Raw genomic sequence first — 745 nt, 5'->3', positions numbered from 1 at the left:
TTGCACGTTTGAAGAAACAGCCTGAAATTCATCCTGTACCAAAACTATTAGGCTTTGCCACGTTACCCACAAATTCCATTACATTTGATCAGGCCTTTCAGCGGTTGATTGGTCATGAAGGTGGTTACAGTGATGACAGACGTGATCCAGGTAACTGGACTGGTGGGAAAGTTGGTGTAGGTACGTTAAAAGGTACAAAGTATGGCTTAGCTGCTAACACCTATCCAAACCTTGATATTAAAAATCTCACATTAGCCCAAGCCAAAGAAATTTATAAAAAGGACTGGTGGGATAAGCTCGGTGCCAATGGACTACATTCGGCAATTGTTTTTCAGCTTTGGGATTTTGCAATTAATGCTGGGAAAAAACGAGCAATCATTGAGCTACAGCAAGTTGCTGGGGTGACTGCCGATGGGGTTATTGGTCCTAAAACTATTGCGGCTGTGAATGCGCTTGATCTGAATGATGTATTACTTAGTTTAACCGCTGAGCGATTGAAGTTTTATACATCACTTTCAACATGGCTAACATACGGAAAAGGTTGGACGAATCGTGTAGCGGATAACTTGAAATATGCTGCTCAGGATAATTAATCCTCTCTTGCTGTGCATCCTGCTTTCAGGCTGCATAGCGCATTCGATTTCGACAAAGGTACATGTCACTGTATGTGTACAGTGTGTGAATTGAGAAAGCTCTCAGGTGAGGGCTTTCTTATTAGCTTATCGTGAGAGAAATAAGAGTTCTA

Annotated in this window: 1 protein-coding gene; it reads left to right on the top strand. The window is 41.9% G+C overall.

Going from position 1 to position 745, the window contains the following annotated elements; genetic code table 11:
* Positions 1–77: 77 nt before the first annotated feature.
* Positions 78–593 carry a glycoside hydrolase family 108 protein gene (locus tag GBI16_RS18255; protein ID WP_119063193.1) on the top strand — a complete coding sequence of 172 codons (516 nt, stop codon included), beginning with the start codon at positions 78–80 and terminating at the stop codon, positions 591–593.
* The last annotated feature ends 152 nt before the right edge of the window (positions 594–745 follow it).

The organism is Acinetobacter sp. TUM15064, from assembly GCF_008980265.1.
Lineage (GTDB): Bacteria > Pseudomonadota > Gammaproteobacteria > Pseudomonadales > Moraxellaceae > Acinetobacter.
This window is presented reverse-complemented; position numbering and strand designations above follow the sequence as displayed.